This is a genomic window from Mycobacterium ostraviense (genome assembly GCF_002705925.1).
Classification (GTDB): domain Bacteria; phylum Actinomycetota; class Actinomycetes; order Mycobacteriales; family Mycobacteriaceae; genus Mycobacterium; species Mycobacterium ostraviense.
Window position 1 is genome coordinate 3,843,541 of sequence record NZ_NKRE01000001.1, and the last position, 20,639, is coordinate 3,864,179.

Genomic DNA, 20,639 nt, shown 5'->3' on the forward strand with positions numbered 1-20,639 from the left:
ATGGCTGAATCGGATCCACCGGTGGAGAAGGTCATCCGGTACGAGAAGGATTCCAAAAACCGCATCGCCACCATCACGTTCGACCGCCCAGGCCACCTCAACGCGCCAACGATCGCCGCCCGGCTGCGCTACGCCGACTTGCTGCATCGCGCGAGCATCGATGATGACGTCAAGGTGTTGGTGATTCGCGGTGCCGGGGAGGACCTCGGTTCGGGTGCCGATCTCGAGGAATTCATGGACGTCATGGACTCGGCCGATCAAGGTCGGCGGCTTGCCGAATTCCGCATCGGCGCAGACGAAGTCAAATACCCACCCATCGGTACGTTCCGTCACGGCGCGTCGGTGAGCCAATGGTATGCCAACCCGAACTCGGGGATCCGCGGCCTGCAGGATTTCAAGAAGATCAGCATTCTGGAGGTGAAGGGCTACTGCTACGGCTGGCACTTCTATCAGGCCGCCGACGCTGATTTGGTGATCTCCAGCGACGATGCGCTCTTCGGGCATCCGTCGTTTCGGTACTACGGGTGGGGTCCGCGGATGTGGTGGTGGGCGCAGACCATGGGCATCCGGAAGTTTCAGGAGATGGTGTTCACCGGACGGGCTTTCACCGCCGCGGAGATGTACGACTGCAACTTCCTCAACAGCGTGGTGCCCCGCGACCAACTCGAAGCCGAGGTGGCGAAGTACGCGTTGGCGTGTGCGCGCAACCGGCCCAACGACACCGTTTTCATGCAGAAGGTGTTCTTCGAAATCATGAAGCAGTTTCAGGGCGAGTATATGGGCAGCCTGCTCAGCGGTTTCTTCGAATCGATGGGCAGCGGCGTGCGGGCCGACTCCGACGACCTGATGCTCGACGACGCCATCGAGCAGGGTCTGGGAGCCGCGGTCAAAGACTACGACAGCCGGCTTCCCCCGGAATGGCGTCTGAGCAAGAAGGATCGCCCCGACCGGAAGAAGAAGAAGGGTTAGTGACGGCGAACTCAGCAGCCGAGCCGCCACTGGCCGGCTATATGGTGGTGGAGCTGTCCACCGGCATTGCCGGCGCCTACTGCACCAAACTGCTGGCCGACGGCGGCGCGGACGTCGTCAAAGTCGAACCGCCAGAGGGTGATCCGTTGCGCTCCTGGTCGGCCTCGGGAGCCGTCGTCGAGCCCGGCACCGACGGCGCGCTGTTCAGCTTTCTGGCCGGCGCGAAATACAGTGTCGTTGTCGATCCCGCCAGCGGGGCCGATGTCGAGTTGGTCGAGACGCTGTTGGCCTCGGCCAACGCCGTGGTGTGGTCGGCCGGTTCGGCGGTCGCTGAGCATTTCAGACCCGAGGAGATGCAGCGCCGCCATCCCCACCTCATCGTCACCTCGATCAGCCCCTTCGGACTGCACGGCCCCTGGCACGACCGCCCCGCAACCGAATTCACCCTGCAGGCGTGGTCGGGTGGCATGGTCGGATTGGGGCGCGGCGTCCCGGACCGGGCACCGGTATTCGTCGGCGGACAGGTCGGCGAATATCTCGCCGGGGCCTACGCGAGCGCTGCCACCCTGGCGTCCCGTCACCGCCAAATCAGCAGTGGAGCAGGGCAACTGATCGACCTGTCCATGCTGGAAACCCAGGTCCTCGGTCTGACCTACTATCCCGCGACCTACTTCGAAATGCTCGGGCGGCCCTGGCGCGACGCCCGCAAGCTCACCGTGCCGGGTGTGGCGCAGGCGCAAGACGGATTGGTGGACCTCGGATGCGGCACTGCGCAGCAATGGTTCGACCTGTGCACGATGGTCGGCCACCCGGAGTGGATCGACGAACAATCACCACTGTCGATCACCGAGCAGGCCAACGTCCATGCCGACGAGATCTACGCGTGGGTACGCAGTTACCCGGTCGACGAGATCCGGGAACTCGCCACGGCATTCCGCATTCCCAACGCACCGGTGGCCAACGGCGCCAACATCGCATCGCTGGAGCACTTCCGGGAGCGCGGTTCCTTCGTGGTCAATCCCCGCGACGGGTTCCTGCAGCCGGGCCATCCTTACCGGATGTGGCCCGCGCAGCTTCGCCAACCGGCACCGGCGCCGCGGCTTGGCGAACATACCGAGCGTTACCGGTCCGCGGGCACAGCGCCAAAGACGCCGCCCACCGATGTGCCAACTTCGTTGCCGCTCAGCGGTCTTCGTGTCCTCGACATGACGACCTTCTGGGCCGGCCCCTGCTGCACTCATTTCCTGGCCATGCTCGGCGCCGAGGTCATCCATATCGAGTCCACCCGCCACCCGGACGGGACCCGGCTGATCGCCGACATCGCGGTGACCGAGGATCAGTGGTGGGAGAAGTCGCCGATCTTCGCGGCACTGAACACCAACAAGAAGGACCTCACGCTGGACCTGGCCAGCCCGCGCGGCCGAGAGGTGCTGCATCGGCTCATCGTGACTTGTGATGTGATCACGGAGAATTTCACGCCTCGGGTAATGGACCAGATGGGGTTGGATTTCGCGACCATTCAGTCGATTCGCCCCGATGTGGTGATGCTGCGCATGCCCGGGTTCGGCCTCAACGGGCCGTGGCGGGACAATCCGGCATTCGCCTACGTCATCGAATCCGCGGCCGGAATCAGCTGGCTGACCGGCTATCCCGACATTCCGCCGTTCGAGCCGTATTCGGTCGGTGACCCCAATTCGGGTGTGCACGCGGTCAGCGCATTGCTGCTGGCGCTCGAGCATCGCCGCCGCACCGGCCAGGGCGTGCTGGTGGAGGCGGCTATGGTGGATGCGGCACTGAGCATCGCCGCCGAGCAGACCATCGAATACACCGCTTACGGCGCGGTGCTGCAGCGAGCAGGCAACCGGGGACCCACTGCGGTGCCGCAGAATCTTTACCGCAGTGCCGACATCGACGAGTTCGGCCGCGCTGACAGTTGGGTCGCCATCGCGGTGGCGACCGACGTCCAGTGGCAACACCTGTGCACCGCACTTGGATCACCCTCGTGGGCGACGGACCTCGCGCTGGCCACCGCCAGCGGCCGACGGGCCCACGAGGATGTGATCGATGATCATCTGGCGGCATGGTGCGAGCGGCGCAGCAGCGATGCGATTATCGCGGCGTTGTGGGATGCCGGTGTGCCGGTGGCCAAGGTGATACAGCCGCACCGCCAGCCAGAGCTGGCGCAACTGGTCGCTCGCGGCTTTTTCGAGGTCATCGACCACCCGGTGAATGGCCCGGTTAGGCTCAGCAGCATGCCGATGCGGTTGTCTGGCGGGCCTTGCCGGTTCCACACCGAGCCGGCGCCGCTGCTGGGACAGCACAATCGTGAGTTACTGAACCAACTCGGCCTGTCGGCCGCCGAGATCGCCGAATTGGAAGCCGACGGCGTGATCGGCCAGGCGCCGGTGATGTACTCGGCAACCTGAAGCGCACCATGGCAATTGACCCATCCGACATTCTCCTCAACGGCCGCGTCGCGGTGGTAACCGGCGGTGGATCGGGGATCGGGCGCGGTATCGCCGCCGGCCTGGCGGCCTTCGGCGCTTCGGTGGCCATCTGGGAGCGCGACCCCGAAAAATGTTCGCAAACTGCGGAATCCCTCAAAGTACTAGGCGTCACCACCGATGTTCGGGACAGCGGCCAAGTCGACGCCGCGCTGCAGCGCACCGAAAGCGGATTGGGGCCAGTGAGCATCCTGGTCAACAACGCCGGCGGCGTGTTCTCGTCGCCGCTGCTGGAGACCAGCGAAAACGGTTGGGATGCGCTCTACCGCGCCAACTTACGCCATGTGCTGTTGTGTACGCAGCGCATCGCGCGGCGCTTGGTGACTGCGAGCGTGCCTGGCAGCATCATCAACGTGACCTCGATCGAAGGCGTGCGGGCCGCACCGGGTTACGCGGTCTACGCCGCGGCCAAAGCCGGTGTGATCAGCTACACCAAGACCGCGGCTCTGGAACTGGCGCCGCACCGCATCCGAGTCAACGCGATCGCACCGGATATCACGCTGACCGAAGGCCTGGAGCGCCTCGGCAGTGGCACCGAGATGGCCGGCATCGGCACCGTGGTGCCGTTGGGGCGCCCCGGGTCTGTCGACGAAATCGCCGGCTTTGCAGCCTTTCTCGCCTCTGATATGTCGAGCTACCTCACCGGCGAAACGCTGCACGTGGACGGTGGTACGCACGCCGCGGGCGGTTGGCATCACGGCTCCCGGACCGGGGAATACCGGCTGGGCTAGCGAGGCTGCCGGCGTGGCGCGGTAGTCGTTGGACGTGACAATGAGTCCCCGGGTCGAGTGTCATGCCCCCGTATCGAGTGTGCGCCGACGGCTTTGGGCGTGCGCGTAGGGCGGAAATATCACGATCGGCCCGCCCTGACGGCACGCTCAAAGCCGTCAGCGCACAGTCGATACTGTCAGAGCACGCTCGACACCGTGAGCGCAGGCTCGACACCGTCAACCCCGACGACAACGCACCCCCACCACGCGCCAGCTTGTCGCTGTGAGGTGGGCGAATCGCGTGTTCCCCCGGTCAGTGACTGGTGTGGCTGAAGGGATTGGCGCGGCCCTAGTGGCGCCAACCCTCGGCGGCCTGCTCGTCGAAGGTTCGATCGATACGTTCGAACCTGCGCCGGATCGAGGTCCGAGAGGCCTGGTGCGGCAGCGCATAGAGACGGTTGGCCAGAATCGCGTCGGCCGTCAACCGTGCGGCGTCGTCAACGGTGAGGCTGTCATCCTGCGCCGGCAGTGGACCCGCCGCGCCCGTCATGTCCGGCGCCGATGACAACCCGTAGTCAGCACCGCGGATTCGTTCGGAGTTGGACACCAGTTTGGTGTCAACTACCATGGGGCACAGCACCGTAACGCCGACACCACGGTCCTTGACCTCGCGGGCCAGGGTTTCGGCCAGGCCGACGACGCCGTACTTGGCAACGCCGTACGCCCCGAGGCCGACATTGGGCACCAGCCCGGCGAAGGATGCGGTGAACGCGATGTGACCGCCATGTTCGAGCAGCCCCGGCAAGAATGCCTCGACGGCATGAATCGAGCCCCACAGGTCGATATCGATCACCCAGCGCCAGTCGTCGTGCGTCATGTCGGCGATCGGACCCGCGACGACAATGCCGGCGTTGCTGAAGACGATGTCGACGCGCCCCAGCCGGCGGGTAGCTTCGTCGGCGAGACGGGTGACTTCGCGCAGATGGCGGACGTCGCACATGACACCGTGCACCTCGAAGCCACCGGCACGCAGGTGCGTGACGGCCTGTTCGAGCCCGGGCTTGTCGATGTCGGCGAGCACGACACTGGCGCCGCGACGGGCGAACTCGGTGGCCGTGGCCAAACCGATGCCACTCGCGCCGCCAGTGATGACCGCCCCGCGCCCGGTGAATCCGTCCATACGACGCAACCCTATTTCAGGCAGCTTCCCGCGTCGACGGGCAGGGTGACTCCGGTGATGTACCGGGATTCGTCGGAGGCCAGGAACAGCACGGCATTACTGATATCCTCGGCCTCGACCCACGGAATCGGCAGCGTGTGGAACAGCTGACAGACCGGCGCCATGTCGTCGGCACCCGGATTCTCCAGGTCCGGGCGGAACAGCTTCCACGTCCCCTCGTTCATGATCATCGCGGTGCTGACATGCGTCGGATGCACCGAATTGACCCGAATCATGTGCTTTCCCAACTCAACTGCGAAGGACCGCATCAGGCCCACCACGCCATGTTTGGCCGCCACATAATTGCCGCAATGGGGGTAGGCCTTCAGTCCGCCCACCGAACTGGTCAGGATGATCGACCCGCCGCTGCCGCCGGCAATCAGATGGGGCACACCGGCTTTGACAGTCTTCCAGACACCCGACAGGTTGACGTCGATCATCTCCTGCCAGTCGTGTTCGGTGGTCTTGTCCAGGGTGTCGCCGCCGTTGCCGATCCCGGCGTTCGCCACGATGATGTCCAGCCGGCCCAATTGCTCCACGCCGGTATCCACCGCGGCTTTGAGCGCGTCGTAGTCGCGCACGTCGACCTCGGCCGTGAAGATTCTGCGGTTGTGGCCCTTGACGAGATCGGCTGTCTGGGCAAGGTCCTCGGGGGTCGAGGCCGGGATGGTGGTGTTGGCGACGATGGGTTTGCACACGTCGACGGCGATGATGTCGGCGCCTTCCTGCGCCAATCGCACCGCGTGGCTGCGGCCCTGACCGCGTGCCGCCCCGGTGATGAAGGCGACTTTCCCGTCGACACGTCCAGCCATGATTACCTCATTTCTCAAGCAGCTCAGCCGATTACGGCCGGCATGGTCTCCCAGCCCCGCACCGTAGAGGTGGGGGACAGCTTTGCGTTGGCGAGGTCCACGTCCCATGCCGGGAAGCGCTTCAGGATCTCCTCGAGCGCGATCCGTCCCTCCAGCCGCGCCAGCGCCGAGCCCAGACAGTAGTGGGTACCGACGCTGAACGTCAGGTGCTGACGCGGCTCGCGCCGGATATCGAAAACATCGCCATCGGGCGGGAATTGGCGGTGGTCGCGGTTGGCCGCCCCGATGAGCATCATCATGACGCTGCCCTCGGGCACCTGCCGGCCGTAGTACTCGACGCCTCGGGTCACATACCTGGCCACGTGCGGAGCTGGCGGCTCGTACCGCAGCAACTCCTCGACGGCCTGCGGAATCAACGACGGGTCGTCGACCAGCGCGCGGCGCTGATCCGGATGCTCGGCCAGCACTTTGCCCGCCCAGCCGATCAGCCGGGTGGTGGTTTCGTTGCCCGCTCCGGACACGACGCTGACATAGGTGAGCAGTTCGTCGCGTCTGAGCCGGCGCACCGTTGCGGTCTCGTCCTCGAACTCGACGTTGAGCAGTTCGGTCATGATGTCGTCCGAGGGATGCTCGGCGCGCCAATCGAGGTAGCGGGCGAAGAAGTCGCCGCTGGCCATGCCGTAGGCGGAAGCCTTCATCGGCTTGCCGGCCTCGGTCCGCAGCTGAGCGTTGGCGAAATCGCGTGCGGCTTCTTGGTCTTCCTCGGGCACGCCCAGCAGCATGCCGATGACCCGCATCGGCATCTGCGCTCCGAGGTCGGCGACGAAGTCGAACTTGCCGGTTCCGACCAGCGGATCCAAACTGCGCGAACAGAATTCGCGGATCTGCGGCTCAAGATCGCTGATCTTGCGCGGGGTGAACATGCGCGACAACAACTTACGGTGAACGTCGTGAATGGGCGGGTCCTCGAATACCAGCACGCCCGGCGGGATGTCGATGTTGGCCTTGATGATTTCCAGGATCGCGCCCTTGGCTGAGCTGAACGTCTGATAATCGACGATCGCCCGTTCGACGTCGGCGAACCTGCTCAGCGCGTAGAAGTCGTGCCGGTCGTTGTAGTACAGCGGTGCCTCGTCCCGGAGCCGGCGGAACATCGGATAGGGGTCGGCGTTGAGCGCTACGTCGTACGGATCGAAATACACGTCGCTAGCTGCGGTGACTGTCACGGGTTATCGCCTCTCGCCGGAACGCGCTCACCCGTTTCCCCCACGGGAGCGCGAATCGTGCCGCATCTGAACTCTGTCATCATTCGCCAATATGTGTCAACGGCGGATTCGTTTTTGCTATTTATCAATCTCAATGGCGGAGAATCAAGTTCTCAACGGCTCGGCTCGATACGACTCGGTGCGATATTTGGAACCGCTACGCGCCGGCGAAGCCGCGTGAGCAGAAGTCCCATACCTCCTCGGCGGTGATGGGATGGGCCGTCGCCTCGTCTTTGCCGCCGCTTGACTGCGCAATGAACATGACGGTCTGCATGGTCATCGCGGCCATCCGCCGGGGATTGACGTCGACGCGCAGCTTGCCGGCTTTACCGGCATCCTCCATGAGCTCGGTCAGCAACGCCAGCAGGGGTGCGTGAGCGATCTTGACCTCGGCCGGATGCGTAACGAGCAGGCGCGGCGCGAAGTCGGTGAACAGGGGTCGCTGGGCCGTGGGGTCGGGCCGTGAGGCCTCGTACAACAGCTCGATGGCGACTTTCAGCCGCTCCAGCGGGTCGGTGTGTCCGTCCGTAGCGGCCCGGATCTGGTCGGCCGAACGGCTCAGCGCATCCTCGAACAACGCAAGCAGCAGCTCGTGCTTGCCGTCGAACTGTAGATAGAAGCTCCGCAACGACTGGCGGGAGCGGTCCACGACTTCCTGGACGGTGAAATCCGTGCTGCCCTTTTCGATGATGATCGCCTGCGCGGCGTCCAGGAAACGCTGAACCCGCTGTGCCGCCCGCAATTTCGCGGTCTTGATGGACCGCTCGACGGCACGCTGCTTCCAGGCCGGTTCTTCGCTGGGATTAGTCACGGGCGGCTCGGGCGACTGCCGCGGGGACAAAACATGGTTGGACTGTACCGGAGAACGCCGTGGCATCGCTGCGCTCGACCTCCTCACGGGCTCGTCGACGATGTCTTGGAGATTGTAACTTCCTCAGAGTGAGAATACTATTCTCTTACCCGCGTGTTTGGGAAGCACGATCAAAAGAGCGGGCGTCCAGGAGTGCCGTGCAGCTGACCTTTGATGCCGACGTCGAGGCCTTTCGCCGCGAGTTCGTCGCGTTCCTCGACCATCATCTGCCCGACGAGGCTGCGGGGATGCAGCGGCCGCGTTCGTGCTCGCACCTCCCGCAGTGGGCGCGCCGGTGGCAGCGGCTGCTGTTCGACAACGGGTGGCTGCTGCCGGGCAATCCGGCGGAGTTCGGCGGCCGCAACGCCTCGCTATTGCAGCAGTACGTGTACTTGGAGGAATTGGCCCGGCGGCGCATTTACCGCAGCTTCAACCCGCAGGGTGTGGGGATCATCGCCGAATCGTTGCTGTCGTTCGGGACCGCGGAGCAGAAGCGGCGCTGGGCCGTGCCGATCCTGCGCGCCGAGCTGACCGCGTCGCTGGGCATGAGCGAACCCGGCGCCGGTTCGGATCTGGCGTCATTGACGACGCGGGCGGTGCCCGATGGTGACCACTTCGTCGTCAACGGACAGAAGGTGTGGACGTCGGGCGCCCATGACGCCGATGTGTTGCTGACGTTCGTGCGCACCGACCCCCAAGCCCCGAAACACCAGGGCATCAGTGTCTTGCTGATTCCCACGGATACCCCCGGTGTGGTGCGACGACCGTTTCCGTCGGTGTGCGGTCACGACGACGTCGAGTTCAACGAGGTGTTCTTCACCGATGTGCGGGTACCGGTCGAGAATCTGGTGGGAGAGCTCAACGAAGGCTGGCGGGTGGCAACCGGCTCACTGGGCCACGAACGCGTCATGCTGTGGCTGGGATACGCAAACCTGTTGGGCGAGTTGACAATCGACTTCGCTCCGACGGGAATTCTGCAACGCGATCGTTACGCCACGCTGGTGATGGATACCCACGCGATGCGGCTGCTGGGGTCTGCGGCCCTGGCCCGGGCCGCGCGCGGAGACGAAGATGTGCCCGCCCAGTCCGTGCTCAAGCTGCTCGGTTCGGAGGCCTTGCAGCGTGCCTCGGAAGATGCGCTGAACGCCGCGGAAGCCGACGGGCTGGTGCACCCCTGCGTGAGCGCCCCATTCGCGCCGCTGAACCTCGACGCCCACTACGGCAGCTGGTTCGACCGGTATGCGCGCAGCTTCGCCGGCACCATCGCCGGCGGCACCTCGGAAATCCAGCGAAACATCATCGCCGAGCGCATCCTCGGCCTCCCGCGCGACTAGGCCCCGTCGGCGCAGCCGCCGGCTGACACCGTCACGGCGAAACGTACCCACCCTAGAGGGGTGTGTATACCCAGATAGGGCTTCCTTTGCTGGTCAGTGTGAACGATTACGCGCTATTTAGGGTCTAAAGACCATACCCGTGTAGGGTACTTATGTGGCATCATTCCACGCATGACGCATACACCAGAATCTGCCGAACCGACCACCGGCGCGGAGCAGCGCCGGTATGACGATCGATCTGGCCGGCCCGGTTGGCTAGATCAACTGTTGACCTGGGTGGGCATCATCGCCGGTGTCGTGTTCATCGTTGCTCTGATCTTCTTCTCCGGGTTCTTCTTGGGTCGGGCTACACACGGCCCTTACGGCGGGCGTGACGGCGGCTGCTCGATGATGGATTCCGGCGGACGGATGGGACCCGGAATGGGTCCGGGCGGAATGATGGGTCCTCAGCAAATGCCCAGCACGACAACACCAGCGCCGCACCCGTAGTCGGAGACCTAGGGCCGCGCCAGAACTAGCAGCGCCCAGCCTCTCATCTTTCGACACAGTTGTTTACGTATGTCATCTGGACCTACTCACACCGCTGGATTGCAGACCGCAGAAAGGGGTCGGGAAAAATGATGACAACACGACGTCGGATCACGCTTGCAGCAGCCACCGTGGGGGCTACCGTTGGGCTGATGGTTGTAGCGCTCCCGCTGGTTCCGCCGCTAGATGCCCATATCGATAGCGCTGTGCTGTCCGAAATGGGCATGGTGCCCGAAATGCCTATCCCGCCGAGGATCCACTATGGCGCCATCGCCTATGCCCCGACCGGCGAGTGGGGTAAATCGCGGAATTACTTGACCCCGGCAAAAGCGGAGCAAGTCGCATTGGACCAGTGCGGCCTCGACACCTGCAAGGTGCTCATTGGCTTCAAACGATGCGGAGCGGTCGCCTATGACGGCTCGACCTACCAAGGCGGAAGCGGCGTCACGCTCAGCGAGGCAATGGCGGACGCCGTCAACAGGCTCGGCGCCGGGCAGATCGTCAACTGGCTGTGTAACGGGTTGTGATTCCGCGCGGCTAGCCCTCGGCTAGCCCCCGGCTAGCCCCGCCGCGAGTGTGAATTGCTCGACGCCGCGTCTGGGTGTCGCGTCGTGAGATTCACTGTCGCGGCTCAGCTGTACTAGAGATGAGCCAGCCGAGGAGCAAATCCCTTGGCTCGCAAAGCAACTCCGGCCTCCAGCACGAGCTCTTGTGAGCTGCCCAGCAGTCCGTCGAGCACCAGCGACCGCTTGACGTGGCGGTGCAACGCGTGTTCGGCGGTGAAGCCGATGCCGCCGAGCACCTGCTGGCAATGTCGGGCGACGGTCAGCGCGGCCTGGCCGGCGGCGGCCTTGGCCAGCAAGCACGCGAGCTCGTCGGGTTCGTCGGTGGCGGCCTGCACGGCGGCTTCGGCGCCCTCGAGGGCGACGAGCGCCTCGGCCAGCCGGTGCCGGACCGCCTGGAAAGACGCGATCGGCCTCCCGAACTGGACGCGGTCCAGCGCATGCCGGCGTGCCAGCGCCAACATCGCCCGGCCGGTGCCGACCAGCCACCAGCCCACCGCGCGCCGGCCCGCGGCGAGCGGTACCGGATCGCCCTCTGGCACGCGATGTATCGGCAATTCGCCCAGCGTTGAGTTGGCCCCGTCGTCGCGTTCCCACACCACCCACGAACCCCCCGCGAACGGCAACGGTACGGTACCGCCGTCCGCCCGTCCGGCCGCGCGCAGCACCACATCGTTGAGCACGGGAGCGTGCCCGCCGGTCTCGCCGAGCAGCCGGAACACCAAAGGGATTGCAACATAAGGTATTTCATCGAGCATGTCGTGCCAGCCGAGATCGGACAACGCCGCGTCGAGCTTGGCGCCCCTGGCCGCGGTCATCGTGGCGCGCAGGGAGTCGGCCAGCAAGCGCAGTGCCTCGGGCTCCACCGTCATTCCTTCCCGAGACCGAGCAGCCGACGGGCGATGATGTTGCGCTGAATCTCGGCGGTACCGCCATAGATGGTCGCCGCGCGCGAGTACAGGTATTCCGGTCGCCACGCTGTGTCGTCGAGCTCGAGCGTTCCGGGCAGCAGGTCGCGAACGGTGTCGTAGAGGCGTTGCTCGGCGGTTGCCAACAGCACCTTGTCAATTGAGGTCTCCGCCCCGAGGCGGGCGCCGCCGGCCAATCGGTGCTGGGTGGCGCGGGAGCGGCACCGTAGCGTGTGCAACGCGAGATAGGTTGCGCCAAGCGCACCTTCGTCGGGGTCGTCAGCCTCGGCGATCAGCGCGTCGAATCGGGAATACAGATACGCGATCCGTTGCCAAAAGCAGGTCGAGCGCTCATACGGCAACAGGTCCATCGCCAGCCGCCAGCCGTCTCCCGGGCGGCCCAGCATCCGGCTGGCCGGGATCACCACGTTGTCGTAGTAGACCTCGCAGAATTCGTCGACACCGTGCATGGTGCGCAGCGGGCGAATCGTGATGCCGGGCGTGTCCAGGTCGACGACGAACGCGGTGAGTCCGTCATGCCCCGGCCCGGTGCGGGTGAGCAGGATGCATCGGGTGGCGAACTGCGCGAAGCTGGTCCACACCTTCTGCCCGTTGACAATCCAGTCGTCCTCGTGGGGGGCGGCGCGGGTGGACAACGACGCCAGGTCACTGCCCGAACCCGGTTCCGAAAAGCCCTGACACCAGTGCTCGCGACCGCTGAGCAGCCGCGGCACCAGCCGCGCCGCGAGTTCTGCCGGCGCGTAGTCGATCATCGTGGGCGCGAGCACCTCGACCATCGAGTAGGGGCCCGGTTCGGCCAGCCGGCGGCCGACCACCTCCTCGCCGACGATCGCTCGCAGCAGCGCGGGCCCGCCCAGTCCGCCGACCTCGACCGGCCAGCCGTAGCGCATCCAACCGGCGTCGTACAACGCCCGGTGGACACGCGCGAGCTGCTGCATCTGACCGCGCAGCGAATGGTCGGGTCCGGGCGTCAGATCGTGCTCGTCGAGCCATGCGCGCAGGTCGGCCCGGAACTGTTCGACATTCACGGGGCGGGACGCCCGACGGCGTGCGGGCGCCCGGAGTCATGCGCGCCGCTGCGCCGGATGAACGTCATCGCGCGGGTTTTCAGCCGCCAGCCATCGGACGTGCGCAGGTAGGTGTCGCGGTAGTAGCCGATTCGCATGTCGTGGGTGGTGTGTTCAATAAAGCACAGCGGCTGGGTGCCGGTTGCCGAATCACCGTCGAGATCCACCAGCGCGGTTCCGGTGAGAAACAAGCCCTTTGGGGCCGCGGCCACCAATTGCGGAAACCTGTCGAGGTGATAGGTGTCGCCGAAGGCGCTGTATGTCCCGTCGGGCGTGAAGACACTCAGCAGCCCCTCGATGTCTTCCTGGGTGATGGTGACGGCATAGCGTGCCAGCAACTGCTGGATCTCGACCAGGTCGTCAGTTCTGCTGGGCATGTTATCGGACAAAGACCTTGCCGCCTTTCATGACAAAGCTGACGTTGCGGGTAACGGTGATGTCTTCCAACGGGTTTCCCGGCACGGCGATGATGTCCGCCAACTGGCCAGCGGCAAGCCGGCCCCGGTCGGCGACGTTGATCAGCTCGGCGGCGGTCACCGTGGCTGCCCGCAGCACGGCCAGCGGCGGGATACCCCACTCGACGAGGGTGACCAGCTCGTCGGCGTTGCGGCCGTGCGGTATCGCGGGAGCGTCAGTGCCGACGGCGATCTTCACGCCGGCCCGGTAAGCGGCCAGCATCGAGGTGCGCGCCCGCGGGAACATCTCGGCGGCCTTGGCCTGCAACTCGGGCGCGGCATGGGAGACGTCCATCGCATCGCCGTCGGCCAGGCGGCGGGTCGACACCAGAAACGTGCCGTGCGCCACCATCGTCGCGATCGCCTCGTCGTCGACGAGGAAGCCGTGCTCGATGCAGTCGATGCCGGCGGCGACGGCGTGCCGGACCGCGTCGGCGCCGTGTGTGTGCGCGGCGACCCGCAGCCCGCGCCGGTGCGCCTCGTCGACGATAGCGCGCAGCTCTTCGTCGGAATAGTGTTGCGCGCCAGGCGGTCCCGTCAGCGACATCACTCCGCCGGAGCAGCAGACCTTGATCAGCTGAGCGCCGTGCTTGATCTGGTAGCGCACCGCCTTGCGTATCTCGTCGATGCCGTTGGCTATGCCTTCCTCGACGGTGAGGTCCAGCACGTGCGGTGCGAAGGCGGCGAACATGGTGGGGTCGAGATGCCCGCCGGTGGGTGTAATGGCATGTCCCGCAGGCACTATCCGGGGTCCGTCGATCCAGCCGGCATCGATGGCCCTGCCCAGCGCGACATCGAGTAGGTACCCGCCGGTCTTGACGAACAAGCCCAGATTGCGCACCGTGGTGAACCCGGCGCGCAGCGTGCGGCGGGCATTGCCGACCGCACGCAACACCCGCGTCGGCGGGTCATCCTGCACCTGCGACAAACCGGGCTTCTCCCCGCGCCCGCCCATCAGCAGATTGACTTCCATGTCCATCAGCCCGGGCAGCAGGATCTGGTCGCCCAGATCGATCACGTCACCCTCGGAAGCGCCACCGATGCCGACGATCCGGTCGCCGTCCACCCGCACCACGCCGGGCCGGACGATCTCGCCGGCGTCAATGTCGAGCAGCCCGGCGGCCTTGACCGTAATCACCTGTCAGATCACCGGCTCCTTGATCAGCTCCACCCAGGCCGCGCCGCTGTCGGGTACCCGCGGCTGCTTCCAGGCCTCCACCGGAAACGACACCATGATCAGCGACTGCATCACGTGCATCAGCGTCCGTGCGTCCTCGGGCAGATCGTCGAGCGGATACTTGTCACAGTAGGCGATCGCGTCGTTCAGGCGGGGGAATGCCGCGTCGTAAAACGCCTGCATCTCCGACATGGAAGAGGCCAACCGCTTGGCGTAGCGCTCGGGCTCGGTGGCCAGGTCCCAGTCCAGATAGGGCTCGAGGTCGGCGAATTCAGCGGGCAGCTTGCTTGGCGTGGCCATTGTTGCGGTACTCCTTGACGTAGTCCCCGGTCATCTTGTGCAGATGCCGAAGCAGAATTTCCTGATCGCACAACGGAAATTCGGTGACCACCTTGGTGCCGATCATGGTCTGGGTGGCTTCCAGGGTGTTGGCGTCCTGCAGCGCGTATTCCTTGAACGTGACGGCGGCCAGCTCTTGGGCCAACCGCTCCCGCGCGTTTCGCGGCGGCACGAAATACAGGCTGGTCTCAAAGATGTGCCTGTCCACCGCGGTCGGCCAGTAGTGGTAGGTGAGATACCAGCCGGGCGCCCAGATCAGCAGCATGAAGTTCGGGAAGAACAGAAACGAGTCGATGCCCCACTGCTTTGCCTTGCACGGGTTGATGCCCGGCGGCAGCTCATCGAGTTGACTGATCAAGTCGGGACGGTCCCAGGGGCCGAACAGCCCACTGCGCAGCACCCGGTCCATGGGCTTGACCATGCTCAGGTCGGCGGGTGGCGACTGACCGCCCCAGACCGAGATCATCGCGTGCGGGCCCGTCAGCTCATAGTGCAGCGCCTCGAAGCCGTATTTCATCATCTTGGCGGCTTCATCCTTGGTGTACTGGCCCTGGTGCAGTACCGGCGCGTGGTAGAACTCCGCGAACGCGTCGATGAACAGCTTCCAGTTGCTGCCGACGTCGGCCTTGTAGGAATACACCTCGGTCATCTCGTGGAAGGGGTAACCCTCGATGCCTTTGGCCATCGGGCCCAGGTATTCGGTAAGCGGCGTCGCGTTTGGGTCGAGGTTGACGAAGACGAACCCCTCCCACACCTCGCAGCGCACCGGCTTGAGGCCGTACTGGCTTTTGTCGACGTCGAAGAACTCGTCCTCCTGTTGGATGAAGGTCAGCTCGCCGTCGAGGCTGTAGCGCCAGGCATGGTATTTGCAGGTGAACTGCCGACAGGTGCCCGCGGTCTCTTCGTGCGGAAAGTCGTTCCATACCAGCTTGTTTCCGCGGTGACGGCAGATGTTGTGGAAGGCCCGGATCACGCCGTCCTTGCCTTTGACGACGATCACCGACATGCCGGCGCCGGCCGACGGCAGCTCCTTGGTGAAGTAACTGCCGGTCCGGGGCAGGCGTTCGACACGGCCGACGTTGAGCCAGGTGCGCCGGAAGATCGCCTGCTGTTCCTCGGCGAAGTACTGCGGGTCGATCGAATCGGTGTAGTCGACCGGTGCGGTGCCCAATTCGGGATAGTTTTGCGTCCAGCTCCCCGCGGCTGGTTTGGTGAAGTGGGGCAAGGTACTACCTCTCTTGTTTCGAGTCTTGTTCCAGCTCGACGCCAAAAGTGTTGAAAGCCATGGCCAGTAGTGCATAGCAGCCGACCGTGAACACGTAGTCCATTCGCTGACGGTCGTCGAGGCGTTCGCCGAGAGCGGCCCAGGTCTCGTCGGACAACTCCGACTTCTCGTCGAGTTCGTCGACGCCGGTGAGCACCGCGCGTTCGAAGTCGTCGCCGGCTTCACCGCGGCGGACCGCGGCCACCTCGTCTTCGCCGATTCCGGCCTTTCGGGCCAGCGACACGTGATGGGTCCACTCGTAGGCGCAGCCGCGACGATGCGCAATCCGCAGGATGGCCAGTTCGCGGATCCGGGGCGGCAATGTGGAGGCGAACAACAGGTGGATGTTGAATCGCAGGAACGCCTTGGCCAGCGCGGGGTGATGGGCGAACGTCGACAGCGCGTTGCCGGCGTCTCCCGGGTTGCGGCGTTCCGGGGGCAACATGCCCGAGAGCGACTGCCGGACGCTCTCGTCCCACTGGTCGGCCGGCAGTGGCGGCAGACGCATCCGACGGCCTCCTCTCGACGCTTTGTCCCGATCCTCTCTTGTCCGGAGAATCAGATTCTCATTTCCAACTAATAGAGTTGCATGATTCGTTTCCCGGGTCAATCCCGCTGCGTGGAGTTTCGCTGCGCCCGCCCGCGCAGCTGCGCTGAATGTTGATTCTCACTTCGCGAGAAGATAGTTTCCAACAGTAGAGAGCTTGGAGGCAGTGGTGGCTCGCCGATGCCGGCTCGGTGGCCGCCCGCGGAGACACTCGATGGGCCCAAGGGAGAGGGGTACGGCCATGAACAAAGAGGACATGATCCTGATCAGCGTCGACGACCACACCGTTGAGCCGCCGAACATGTTCAAGAACCACCTGTCGTCGAAATACCTCGACGACGCACCGCGGCTGGTGCACAACCCCGACGGCTCGGACATGTGGAAGTTCCGCGACACGGTGATCCCGAATGTGGCGCTCAACGCGGTGGCCGGCCGGCCCAAGGAGGAATACGGGATCGAGCCCACGGGTCTGGACGAGATTCGGCCGGGTTGTTACAACGTCGACGAACGAGTCAAGGACATGAATGCCGGCGGCATCCTGGCTTCGATCTGCTTCCCGTCGTTCCCGGGCTTTGCCGGGCGGCTGTTTGCCACCGACGATCCCGATTTCTCGGTGGCGCTGGTGCAGGCCTACAACGACTGGCACATCGATGAGTGGTGCGGTGCCTACCCGGCGCGGTTCATCCCGATGGCGATACCGGTGATCTGGGATGCCGAGGCGTGTGCGGCGGAGGTGCGTCGGGTGTCGAAGAAGGGTGTGCGCGCGCTGACCTTCACCGAGAACCCGGCCGCGATGGGCTACCCCAGCTTCCACAACGAGTACTGGAACCCGCTGTGGAAGGCGTTGTGCGACACCAACACCGTGATGAACATCCATATCGGATCGTCGGGCCGGCTCGCGATCACCGCGCCGGACGCGCCGATGGACGTGATGATCACGCTGCAGCCGATGAACATCGTGCAGGCCGCCGCGGACCTGCTGTGGTCACGGCCCATCAAGGAGTACCCGGATCTGAAGATCGCGCTCTCGGAGGGCGGGACCGGATGGATCCCCTACTTCCTGGAGCGAGCGGACCGCACCTACGAGATGCACTCGACGTGGACGCATCAGAACTTCGGCGGCAAGCTGCCCTCCGATGTGTTCCGCGAGCACTTCCTCACCTGCTTCATCAGCGACAAGGTGGGCGTGGCGCTGCGCAACATGATTGGCATCGACAACATCTGCTGGGAGGCCGACTACCCGCACAGCGACTCGATGTGGCCGGGCGCACCCGAGGAACTCTGGGACGTCCTGTCGGTGAACAACGTGCCGGACGACGAGATCAACAAGATGACCCACCAGAACGCGATGCGCTGGTACTCGTTCGACCCGTTCACCCACATCACGCCGGAGCAGGCGACGATCGGCGCGTTGCGCAAGGCCGCCGAGGGCCACGACGTGTCCATTCGGGCGCTCAGCCACCACAAGGACCAGCGGGCGGGTTCGTCGTTCGCGGAGTTTGCGGCCAGCGCGAAAGAGCTTACCGGCAACCAGGATTGAGGCGCCCCATGCTGGCCAGCCGGGAGGTACCCCCAGCTCGCGCTGAAAGGAGGCGCGCAGGGGATGGAGTTTGAGCTCACGGAAGACCAGGAGCTGATTCGCCGGTCGGTGGCGGAGTTGGCGCGCAAGTTCGACGACCACTACTGGATGGAAAAAGACCAGGCGTACGAGTTTCCGCTCGAGTTCTACCGCGCCATAGCCGACGGCGGCTGGCTGGGGATGACGATTCCGACCGAGTACGGCGGCCATGGCCTGGGCATCACCGAGGCCACGATCCTGCTGGAGGAGGTCGCCAAATCCGGCGGCGCAATGAATGCCGCCAGCTCGATTCACTTGTCGATCTTCGGCATGCAACCCGTAGTGGTGCACGGCTCCGAGGAACTCAAGGCGCGCACATTGCCGCGCGTCGCCACTGGCGAAGTGCACGTGTGCTTCGGCGTGACCGAACCCGGTGCGGGGCTTGACACTTCACGCATCACCACCTTCGCCAAGCGCGACGGCGATCGCTATATCGTCAACGGCCGCAAGGTGTGGATCTCCAAGGCGATGGAATCCGACAAGATTCTGCTGCTAACTCGCACCCAAAGCTATGACGAAGTCAGCAAGAAGACCGACGGGATGACGCTGTTCCTCACCGACCTGGACCGCAGCCACGTCGACGTCCGCCCGATTCCCAAGATGGGCCGCAACGCTGTGAGCTCCAACGAGTTGTTCATCGACAACCTGGAGGTGCCGGTCGAGGACCGGATTGGCGAGGAGGGCAAGGGTTTCCAGTACATCCTCGACGGACTGAACCCGGAGCGGATGCTGATCGCGGCCGAAGCGTTAGGGATCGGCAGGGTCGCACTCGACAAGGCGGTCAAGTACGCCAACGAACGTGAGGTCTTCGGCCGGCCGATCGGCATGAACCAGGGCATCCAGTTCCCGCTGGCCGACGCGCTGGCCCGGCTGGACGCCGCCGAGCTGATGTTGCGCAAGGCGACGTGGCTCTATGACAACGGCAAACCCTGTGGGCGCGAAGCGAATACCGCCAAGTACCTGTGCGCCGACGCCGGTTTCACCGCGGCCGACCGGGCATTGCAAACCCACGGCGGCATGGGATACGCGGAGGAGTATCACGTCGCGCGCTACTTCCGCGAGGCCCGCCTGATGAAGATCGCACCGATCAGCCAGGAGATGATCCTGAATTTTCTTGGCACGCATGCGCTCAAGCTGCCTAGAAGTTACTGAGCGACTCAGCGGTACTGTGTTGCTCGTCGAACGTGTACTCACTGCAATTTTTTCGTGATTTTTTCGCACTCAGTACACGTTCGGCGATGATGGGGTGGTGGGCGGGACGGGATTGGATTGATCGGAGCAGACCTTGCGTGAAACAGTCATCGTCGAAGCCGTGCGGACCGCGGTGGGAAAACGCAACGGCGGATTGTCCGGAATGCACGCCGCCGACTTGTCCGCCATCGTCCTCAACGAACTGCTGGAACGCACCGGTATCAACCCTGAGATCGTCGACGACGTGATCTGGGGGTGTGTGTCCCAGGTCGGTGACCAGTCCAGCAACATCGGCCGCTACGCGGTCCTGGCCGCGGGCTGGCCGGAGAGCATCCCGGGAACTACGGTCAATCGGGCGTGCGGTTCCAGCCAGCAGGCGCTCGACTTTGCGGTGCAAGCGGTGATGTCGGGTCAGCAAGACGTCGTGGTGGCCGGTGGGGTCGAAGTGATGAGCCGCGTTCCGCTCGGTGCGGCCAGGGCGACCGGGATGCCGTATGGGCCGAAAGTCCTTGCCCGCTATGGTGATTTCTCGTTCAACCAAGGGCTGTCGGCGGAGATGATTGCCACGAAGTGGGGGTTTTCCCGGGGCCAGCTCGACGAATACTCCGCTCGATCCCATGAGCTCGCCGCCGCAGCCCAGGACCGCGGGGCCTTCATCGGCCAGATCGTGCCGGTTTTTGTCGACCACGCAACGATGGTGAACGCCGACGAGGGCGTGCGGCGCGGGACCAGTGTCGAGAAACTGGCGGCCCTCAAGCCGGCATTCATTGACGACGGTGTCATCCACGCGGGCAACTCGTCGCAAATCTCTGACGGCGCGGCCGCGCTGTTGGTGACCACCTCGGCGATGGCGCTGGAGCTGGGGTTGACGCCGATAGTGCGCTACCGAGCGGGCGCGGTCACCGGGGCCGATCCGGTGCTCATGCTCACCGGCCCGATTCCGGCGACCGAGAAGGTGCTGCGCAAGGCTTGTGTGGCGCTATCGGAGGTTGGCGTCTTCGAGGTGAACGAAGCGTTCGCGCCGGTGCCACTGGCGTGGCTCGCCGAAACCGGAGCCGATCCGGATCGGCTAAATCCGTTGGGCGGAGCCATCGCGCTGGGCCACCCGCTGGGCGCGTCCGGCGCGGTGTTGATGACGCGAATGGTGCATCACATGCGCGACAACGGGATTCGCTACGGCCTACAGACCATGTGCGAGGGTGGCGGCACCGCCAACGCCACCCTCGTCGAGCTCGTGGCTTAACACGGTGCGTGCGCCGCCTCTTGTGGGCGCGGCCAAACCAACCTACTGTATGTTC

20 protein-coding genes are annotated in these 20,639 nt (G+C 64.8%); 9 read left to right on the plus strand and 11 right to left on the minus strand.

Going from position 1 to position 20,639, the window contains the following annotated elements; translation table 11 throughout:
* From CDN38_RS17980 to CDN38_RS17990, 3 genes are read left to right on the plus strand one after another with little or no spacing between them, the layout of a single operon-like run.
* On the plus strand, positions 1-969 hold the full coding sequence (locus CDN38_RS17980) for an enoyl-CoA hydratase/isomerase family protein (protein WP_036416132.1): 969 nt from the start codon (positions 1-3) through the stop codon (positions 967-969).
* A gap of 41 nt (positions 970-1,010) precedes the next feature.
* Positions 1,011-3,395: a CaiB/BaiF CoA transferase family protein gene (locus tag CDN38_RS17985; RefSeq protein WP_075512136.1), complete on the plus strand. Its 2,385-nt coding sequence runs from the start codon at positions 1,011-1,013 to the stop codon at positions 3,393-3,395.
* Between the two features lie 8 nt (positions 3,396-3,403).
* Positions 3,404-4,204 carry an SDR family NAD(P)-dependent oxidoreductase gene (locus CDN38_RS17990; RefSeq protein ID WP_075512041.1) on the plus strand — a complete coding sequence of 267 codons (801 nt, stop codon included), beginning with the start codon at positions 3,404-3,406 and terminating at the stop codon, positions 4,202-4,204.
* Positions 4,205-4,532: 328 nt separating this feature from the next.
* On the opposite strand, the gene CDN38_RS17995 is transcribed toward CDN38_RS17990, so the two are convergent.
* The 4 genes from CDN38_RS17995 to CDN38_RS18010 form a co-directional block, all read right to left on the minus strand.
* The gene (locus CDN38_RS17995) at positions 4,533-5,363 is read right to left on the minus strand and encodes an SDR family NAD(P)-dependent oxidoreductase (protein ID WP_075512042.1); all 831 of its coding nucleotides are present in this window, start codon (positions 5,361-5,363) and stop codon (positions 4,533-4,535) included.
* An 11-nt stretch (positions 5,364-5,374) separates the two neighbouring features.
* Positions 5,375-6,214 (minus strand): mycofactocin-coupled SDR family oxidoreductase, encoded by an 840-nt coding sequence (locus CDN38_RS18000; protein ID WP_036409380.1) that lies wholly within the window; start codon positions 6,212-6,214, stop codon positions 5,375-5,377.
* A 23-nt stretch (positions 6,215-6,237) separates the two neighbouring features.
* A complete protein-coding gene (locus CDN38_RS18005; RefSeq protein ID WP_036409382.1) occupies positions 6,238-7,440 on the minus strand; it encodes a cytochrome P450 in 1,203 nt (400 codons plus the stop codon).
* A gap of 196 nt (positions 7,441-7,636) precedes the next feature.
* Positions 7,637-8,290 carry a TetR/AcrR family transcriptional regulator gene (locus CDN38_RS18010; RefSeq protein ID WP_036409384.1) on the minus strand — a complete coding sequence of 218 codons (654 nt, stop codon included), beginning with the start codon at positions 8,288-8,290 and terminating at the stop codon, positions 7,637-7,639.
* Positions 8,291-8,487: 197 nt separating this feature from the next.
* Between CDN38_RS18010 and CDN38_RS18015 the strand changes: the two genes are divergently transcribed.
* The 3 genes from CDN38_RS18015 to CDN38_RS18025 all read left to right on the plus strand — a co-directional run bounded on the left by CDN38_RS18015 (position 8,488) and on the right by CDN38_RS18025 (position 10,718).
* Positions 8,488-9,663, plus strand: a complete 1,176-nt coding sequence (locus CDN38_RS18015; protein WP_036409386.1) for an acyl-CoA dehydrogenase family protein — start codon at positions 8,488-8,490, stop codon at positions 9,661-9,663.
* A 171-nt stretch (positions 9,664-9,834) separates the two neighbouring features.
* Positions 9,835-10,152: a hypothetical protein gene (locus CDN38_RS18020; protein ID WP_036409387.1), complete on the plus strand. Its 318-nt coding sequence runs from the start codon at positions 9,835-9,837 to the stop codon at positions 10,150-10,152.
* A gap of 131 nt (positions 10,153-10,283) precedes the next feature.
* Positions 10,284-10,718, plus strand: coding sequence for a DUF4189 domain-containing protein (locus CDN38_RS18025; RefSeq protein ID WP_420865960.1), 435 nt, complete (start codon positions 10,284-10,286; stop codon positions 10,716-10,718).
* 113 nt (positions 10,719-10,831) lie between these two features.
* On the opposite strand, the gene CDN38_RS18030 is transcribed toward CDN38_RS18025, so the two are convergent.
* From CDN38_RS18030 to CDN38_RS18060, 7 genes are read right to left on the minus strand one after another with little or no spacing between them, the layout of a single operon-like run.
* Positions 10,832-11,626, minus strand: a complete 795-nt coding sequence (locus tag CDN38_RS18030) for an acyl-CoA dehydrogenase family protein (RefSeq protein WP_075512043.1) — start codon at positions 11,624-11,626, stop codon at positions 10,832-10,834.
* Positions 11,623-12,711 (minus strand): acyl-CoA dehydrogenase family protein, encoded by a 1,089-nt coding sequence (locus CDN38_RS18035; protein WP_075512044.1) that lies wholly within the window; start codon positions 12,709-12,711, stop codon positions 11,623-11,625. Before CDN38_RS18035 ends, CDN38_RS18030 begins: the two co-directional genes overlap by 4 nt.
* The gene (locus tag CDN38_RS18040; RefSeq protein ID WP_036413820.1) at positions 12,708-13,127 is read right to left on the minus strand and encodes a nuclear transport factor 2 family protein; all 420 of its coding nucleotides are present in this window, start codon (positions 13,125-13,127) and stop codon (positions 12,708-12,710) included. Before CDN38_RS18040 ends, CDN38_RS18035 begins: the two co-directional genes overlap by 4 nt.
* A gap of 1 nt (position 13,128) precedes the next feature.
* Entirely contained in the window at positions 13,129-14,343 is a 1,215-nt protein-coding gene (locus CDN38_RS18045) for a metal-dependent hydrolase family protein (protein WP_036413817.1), read from the minus strand.
* A gap of 3 nt (positions 14,344-14,346) precedes the next feature.
* On the minus strand, positions 14,347-14,682 hold the full coding sequence (locus CDN38_RS18050; RefSeq protein WP_036413814.1) for a hypothetical protein: 336 nt from the start codon (positions 14,680-14,682) through the stop codon (positions 14,347-14,349).
* A complete protein-coding gene (locus tag CDN38_RS18055; RefSeq protein ID WP_036413812.1) occupies positions 14,654-15,946 on the minus strand; it encodes an aromatic ring-hydroxylating oxygenase subunit alpha in 1,293 nt (430 codons plus the stop codon). Before CDN38_RS18055 ends, CDN38_RS18050 begins: the two co-directional genes overlap by 29 nt.
* 4 nt (positions 15,947-15,950) lie before the next feature.
* Positions 15,951-16,493 carry a carboxymuconolactone decarboxylase family protein gene (locus CDN38_RS18060; protein ID WP_036413809.1) on the minus strand — a complete coding sequence of 181 codons (543 nt, stop codon included), beginning with the start codon at positions 16,491-16,493 and terminating at the stop codon, positions 15,951-15,953.
* 280 nt (positions 16,494-16,773) lie between these two features.
* On the opposite strand from CDN38_RS18060, the gene CDN38_RS18065 reads away from it, so the two are divergent.
* The 3 genes from CDN38_RS18065 (at position 16,774) to CDN38_RS18075 (ending at position 20,584) form a co-directional block, all read left to right on the plus strand.
* The gene (locus tag CDN38_RS18065; protein WP_036413807.1) at positions 16,774-18,072 is read left to right on the plus strand and encodes an amidohydrolase family protein; all 1,299 of its coding nucleotides are present in this window, start codon (positions 16,774-16,776) and stop codon (positions 18,070-18,072) included.
* Positions 18,073-18,135: 63 nt separating this feature from the next.
* Positions 18,136-19,302 carry an acyl-CoA dehydrogenase family protein gene (locus CDN38_RS18070; RefSeq protein WP_036413805.1) on the plus strand — a complete coding sequence of 389 codons (1,167 nt, stop codon included), beginning with the start codon at positions 18,136-18,138 and terminating at the stop codon, positions 19,300-19,302.
* Positions 19,303-19,435: 133 nt separating this feature from the next.
* Complete coding sequence (locus CDN38_RS18075; protein WP_075512045.1) at positions 19,436-20,584, plus strand: thiolase family protein; 1,149 nt, start codon at positions 19,436-19,438, stop codon at positions 20,582-20,584.
* Positions 20,585-20,639 lie beyond the last annotated feature (55 nt).

Coding starts and splice junctions, on each gene's coding strand:
- CDN38_RS17980 (WP_036416132.1), top strand. CDS start 1: ATGGCTGAATCGGATCCACCGGTGGAGAAGGTCATCCGGTACGAGAAG.
- CDN38_RS17985 (WP_075512136.1), top strand. CDS start 1,011: ATGGTGGTGGAGCTGTCCACCGGCATTGCCGGCGCCTACTGCACCAAA.
- CDN38_RS17990 (WP_075512041.1), top strand. CDS start 3,404: ATGGCAATTGACCCATCCGACATTCTCCTCAACGGCCGCGTCGCGGTG.
- CDN38_RS17995 (WP_075512042.1), bottom strand. CDS start 5,363: ATGGACGGATTCACCGGGCGCGGGGCGGTCATCACTGGCGGCGCGAGT.
- CDN38_RS18000 (WP_036409380.1), bottom strand. CDS start 6,214: ATGGCTGGACGTGTCGACGGGAAAGTCGCCTTCATCACCGGGGCGGCA.
- CDN38_RS18020 (WP_036409387.1), top strand. CDS start 9,835: ATGACGCATACACCAGAATCTGCCGAACCGACCACCGGCGCGGAGCAG.
- CDN38_RS18025 (WP_420865960.1), top strand. CDS start 10,284: ATGACAACACGACGTCGGATCACGCTTGCAGCAGCCACCGTGGGGGCT.
- CDN38_RS18030 (WP_075512043.1), bottom strand. CDS start 11,626: ATGACGGTGGAGCCCGAGGCACTGCGCTTGCTGGCCGACTCCCTGCGC.
- CDN38_RS18040 (WP_036413820.1), bottom strand. CDS start 13,127: ATGCCCAGCAGAACTGACGACCTGGTCGAGATCCAGCAGTTGCTGGCA.
- CDN38_RS18050 (WP_036413814.1), bottom strand. CDS start 14,682: ATGGCCACGCCAAGCAAGCTGCCCGCTGAATTCGCCGACCTCGAGCCC.
- CDN38_RS18060 (WP_036413809.1), bottom strand. CDS start 16,493: ATGCGTCTGCCGCCACTGCCGGCCGACCAGTGGGACGAGAGCGTCCGG.
- CDN38_RS18065 (WP_036413807.1), top strand. CDS start 16,774: ATGAACAAAGAGGACATGATCCTGATCAGCGTCGACGACCACACCGTT.
- CDN38_RS18070 (WP_036413805.1), top strand. CDS start 18,136: ATGGAGTTTGAGCTCACGGAAGACCAGGAGCTGATTCGCCGGTCGGTG.